3 protein-coding genes and 1 pseudogene are annotated in these 3,584 nt (G+C 73.2%); 2 read left to right on the forward strand and 2 right to left on the reverse strand.

Annotation, left to right across the window (positions count from 1 at the left end; translation table 11 throughout):
• Positions 1–249 (reverse strand): annotated as a pseudogene (locus tag B4E30_RS13940) (fructose 1,6-bisphosphatase); the annotation flags it as partial.
• Positions 250–463: 214 nt separating this feature from the next.
• On the opposite strand from B4E30_RS13940, the gene B4E30_RS13945 reads away from it, so the two are divergent.
• Entirely contained in the window at positions 464–1,081 is a 618-nt protein-coding gene (locus B4E30_RS13945) for a hypothetical protein (RefSeq protein WP_286795663.1), read from the forward strand.
• A gap of 8 nt (positions 1,082–1,089) precedes the next feature.
• Here the strand turns inward: B4E30_RS13945 and truA are convergent, their stop codons facing one another.
• The gene (truA, locus tag B4E30_RS13950) at positions 1,090–1,935 is read right to left on the reverse strand and encodes a tRNA pseudouridine(38-40) synthase TruA (RefSeq protein ID WP_286795665.1); all 846 of its coding nucleotides are present in this window, start codon (positions 1,933–1,935) and stop codon (positions 1,090–1,092) included.
• Positions 1,936–2,042: 107 nt separating this feature from the next.
• Between truA and B4E30_RS13955 the strand changes: the two genes are divergently transcribed.
• Positions 2,043–3,584, forward strand: a 1,542-nt coding sequence (locus B4E30_RS13955; protein ID WP_286795666.1) for an acyltransferase family protein, incomplete at its 3' end; no start/stop codon positions are given.

Below are 3,584 nucleotides of genomic sequence, written 5' to 3' on the forward strand. Positions count from 1 at the left end.
CTGATCGGCGACGTCGGTCGAGAGCGCGACGGAGCCGTCATAGGTGAACATCGAGTCGAAGGGGACGTCCTCGGTCGCGAGCGGCGTGGGGCTCGCGACGGCGACCGGCTCCTCCACGACGCCCGGCTGCTGCTGCAGCCCGTTGAACACCTCGGCCAGCTGCGCGCAGCCGGCGAGGGAGACGGCGAGCCCGAAGGCTGCGCCGACGGCGAGGATGCGACGCGTGGCCGACGAAGACGAGGTGCTCACGATGTTCCGCTCCAGGTTCAGGGGTGCCGCCGGGTTTCGGGTCCCCGGCGGCGTCTCGGGAAATCCCTGCGACAACGAACAGGCAACCACGCCGATCACGGGTCTTGAGGTTCTTGAGCTTGTCTTGAGCGAGCCTTGAGGCTCGCACCCCGCCCACCGCTCGGTGGGCGTCGCCGCTCTCGTAAGCTGGGAGGACACGGAGCCGGGAGGGCACATGGGAACAGCACGACGCGTCGGCACGGCGACGGCGACGGCGGCTTTCGCCCTGGTTCTCGCCGGATGCGGCCCCGCGCCGTGGGAATACGGCGACGGCGGCGACGCCACCCCGAGCCCCACCCGCACCTCCGCCTCCCCGGCACCCGCGCCAGTGCCGAACGACCTGTCGAGCGGTTCGACGCAGCGCGAGCTCGTCGCCGGTGCCGTCACCGCGACCGTGGACTACTGGTCGACGCTGTCGATGGACCTGTGGACCGCGGAGGCGGTCAAGCCCGTGAGCATCTCGATGGTCACCGAGGTCACCCCCGACGACGGCCAGAAGGTGTACCTGCAGAGCGCATCGATGGTCGCGGTCGCCCTCGACGCCGACGGCGTGACGATCGACGCCCTCGATCCGCAGACCGACACATCCGCCGTCTCGCCCGGCTACCTCGTGCTCTCGCCGTACAGCTATTCGCAGACCTTCAACGTAGGCGCCGTGCCCGCGGACACCGCCGCCGTGCAGCTCCAGTTCACCTACGACTTCCTCGTGCAGACGACTCCCACGTCGAAGGAGTACGCCAAGCAGACCGCGAGCGACACGCTCACCGTCGCCATCTTCCAGCCCGGCGAGTAGAACCCGGGTCAGTCCCGGTCGCGGCGGTTCCGGGTCTGCGCGGCGCGCGCCGCGAGCAGGTCGTCGGCCGGATACCCGACCTCGGTGAGGGTGAGGCCGCGCGCGGCGAGCACCTTCACGTCGGGAACCCGCACCAGCCGGTCCCGGATCTCCGCCAGGTCACCGGCGGTCAGGCGGCCCTCGCCGACGGCGACGCATCCGCCCACGAGGGCGCGCACCATGCTGTGGCAGAACGCGTCCGCCTTGACGTTGGCCACCAGCACCCCGGCGGTGTCGCGGTGCCAGTCGAACTCCAGGAGCGTGCGGATCGTCGTGGCCTCATCCCGCGGCTTGCAGTACGCCGCGAAGTCGTGCAGGCCGATCAGCGACCGCGCCGCCGCGTCCATGGCCTCGACATCCAGCTCGCCGCGCACGGTCGTGGTGCGGAGCCGTTCGAGCGGGTCGTATCCCGCACGCGCATCCGCCAGGCGATACGCGTAGCGCCGCCACACCGCGGCGAAGCGGGCGTCGAACCCCTCCGGCGCCACGCGGGAGGCGTGCACGGTCACATCCGCGTAGGCGCCGAGCACGCCGCGAACGCGCGCGGCCAGCGCCTCGACCGGATCGGCGTGGGGGGCGCGGGCGCGGCGCGACAGCATCCGCTCCGTCTGAGCCGCGTCGAGGTCGACGTGGGCAACCTGACCGGAGGCGTGCACGCCGGCATCGGTGCGCCCGGCGACGACCAGTCGCGGGGAGCCGCCGATCACGCGCGCGAGTGCGTCTTCGATCTCTCCCTGAACGGTGCGATGCGCGGGTTGGCGCGCCCAGCCGCGGAAGTGCGTGCCGTCATAGGCGATGTCGAGACGGATGCGCACCGCTCCAGCCTATGTCGGGCGACCCTTGCGGCGGATGCTCGGGGAGTTCCCGCGCGGGGGTCGTACACTGACGTGTCGCCCCCTCCTCCCCCTCCTCCCCCGGACCGATGACCTCTCCAGCGCAGCACCCCGCCGCGACGCCCACGCGCTACGCGGGCCTCGACGGTCTGCGTGCCGTCGCCGTCGCCCTGGTCGTGCTCTACCACCTCTTTCCCGGCGCGCTTGTCCCCGGGGGTTTCGTCGGCGTCGACGTGTTCTTCGTCATCAGCGGCTTCCTCATCACGACCCTGCTGCTGCGCGAGCACCGCAGCACCGGACGCATCTCGCTCGTCGATTTCTGGCGCCGACGCGCCCGACGCCTGCTGCCGGCCCTCACCCTGGTCGTCATCGCCTGCGCGAGCGCGGCGTGGATGATCGGCGGCGACGTGCTCGTGCGGCTGGGCGCGCAGATCGTCGGAGCCTTCACCTTCAGCTACAACTGGGTCGCGCTCTCCGGTGGCGACGGCTATTTCGCCGCCACGACCCCGGAGCTGTTCCGCAACATGTGGTCGCTCGCCGTCGAGGAGCAGTTCTACCTGCTGTGGCCGATCGTGCTGCCGCTGTTCCTGATGCTCCCCCGGTCCTGGGCGCGGGTGACCGCCGCCCTCGTCGCGGCGACGGCATCCGCGGTGTGGATGGGCGCCGTCGTCGCCTCCGGCGGCGACCTCACGCGCGCGTACTTCGGCACCGACACGCACGCGTTCGGTCTGCTGCTCGGCGTCGCTCTCGCGTTCGGCATGGCGCCGCTGCTGCGTCGCCTCGCCGTCGGCGACCTGCCGGCGTGGGCACGATCCGGGGGTGCGCGCGCCACGGTGTCCGCGCTCGGCGTCGCCGGGCTGATCGGCATCCTTGCCATCGCCTCGATTCCCGCCGGAGACACGACGGCGACCTTCCCCGGCGCCCTCCTGGCGGCGAGCGTGTGCGCCGCGATGGTGATCCTCGCCGGCGTCTGGCCCGGCTCCCGCCTCGGCCGGGCGCTCGATGCCATCCCGCTGCGCTGGGTCGGCGACCGGTCCTACGGCATCTACCTGTGGCACTGGCCGCTGCTCGTGCTCCTCGTCGCCGCCACCACCGGCACCGGCCCGGAGGCGGGGGTGCCGGTCGGCGTCGGCGCTCTCGTCCTCGTGTCGACCCTCGCGCTGGCGGAGGCGTCGTACCGCTGGGTGGAGACGCCGGTGCGCCGGTTCGGCTTCCGCGGCTGCGCCCGGCGCGTGCGTGCGGCGCTGCGTGCCCGGGCGGCGCGGCGCGCGACCGCGCTCGCCGGTCTCGCCACCGGCGCCGCCCTCGTCGCGGGCGCGGGCGCGGCCGTCGCCGCGGCACCCGCGGTCTCCTCCGGTCAGTCCGTCGTCGAAGCCGGCGCCGCCGCTCTCGCCGCCGAGACGGCCGCCGCCTCGCCGACCCCTGCACCCGCGGAGACCTCGCCGGCGCCCGTGGAGGCATCCGACGCCACGGCCCCGAGTCCCTCCCCCACCCCCGTGCGGGGCGACGAGATCACCGCCGTCGGCGACTCGGTCATGCTTGCTTCCGCTCCCTCCCTGCTGGAGCGGTTCCCGGGAATCGACGTGGATGCGGCCGAGTCGCGCTCGGCGTGGGCGGGGCCGGGCATCCTG

Source organism: Microbacterium sp. UBA3394, assembly GCF_002358725.1.
GTDB classification, from domain to species: Bacteria; Actinomycetota; Actinomycetes; order Actinomycetales; family Microbacteriaceae; genus Microbacterium; species Microbacterium luteum.

Excerpts from the sequence above, each read along its gene's own strand:
- B4E30_RS13945 (WP_286795663.1), top strand. The coding sequence starts at position 464 with ATGGGAACAGCACGACGCGTCGGCACGGCGACGGCGACGGCGGCTTTC.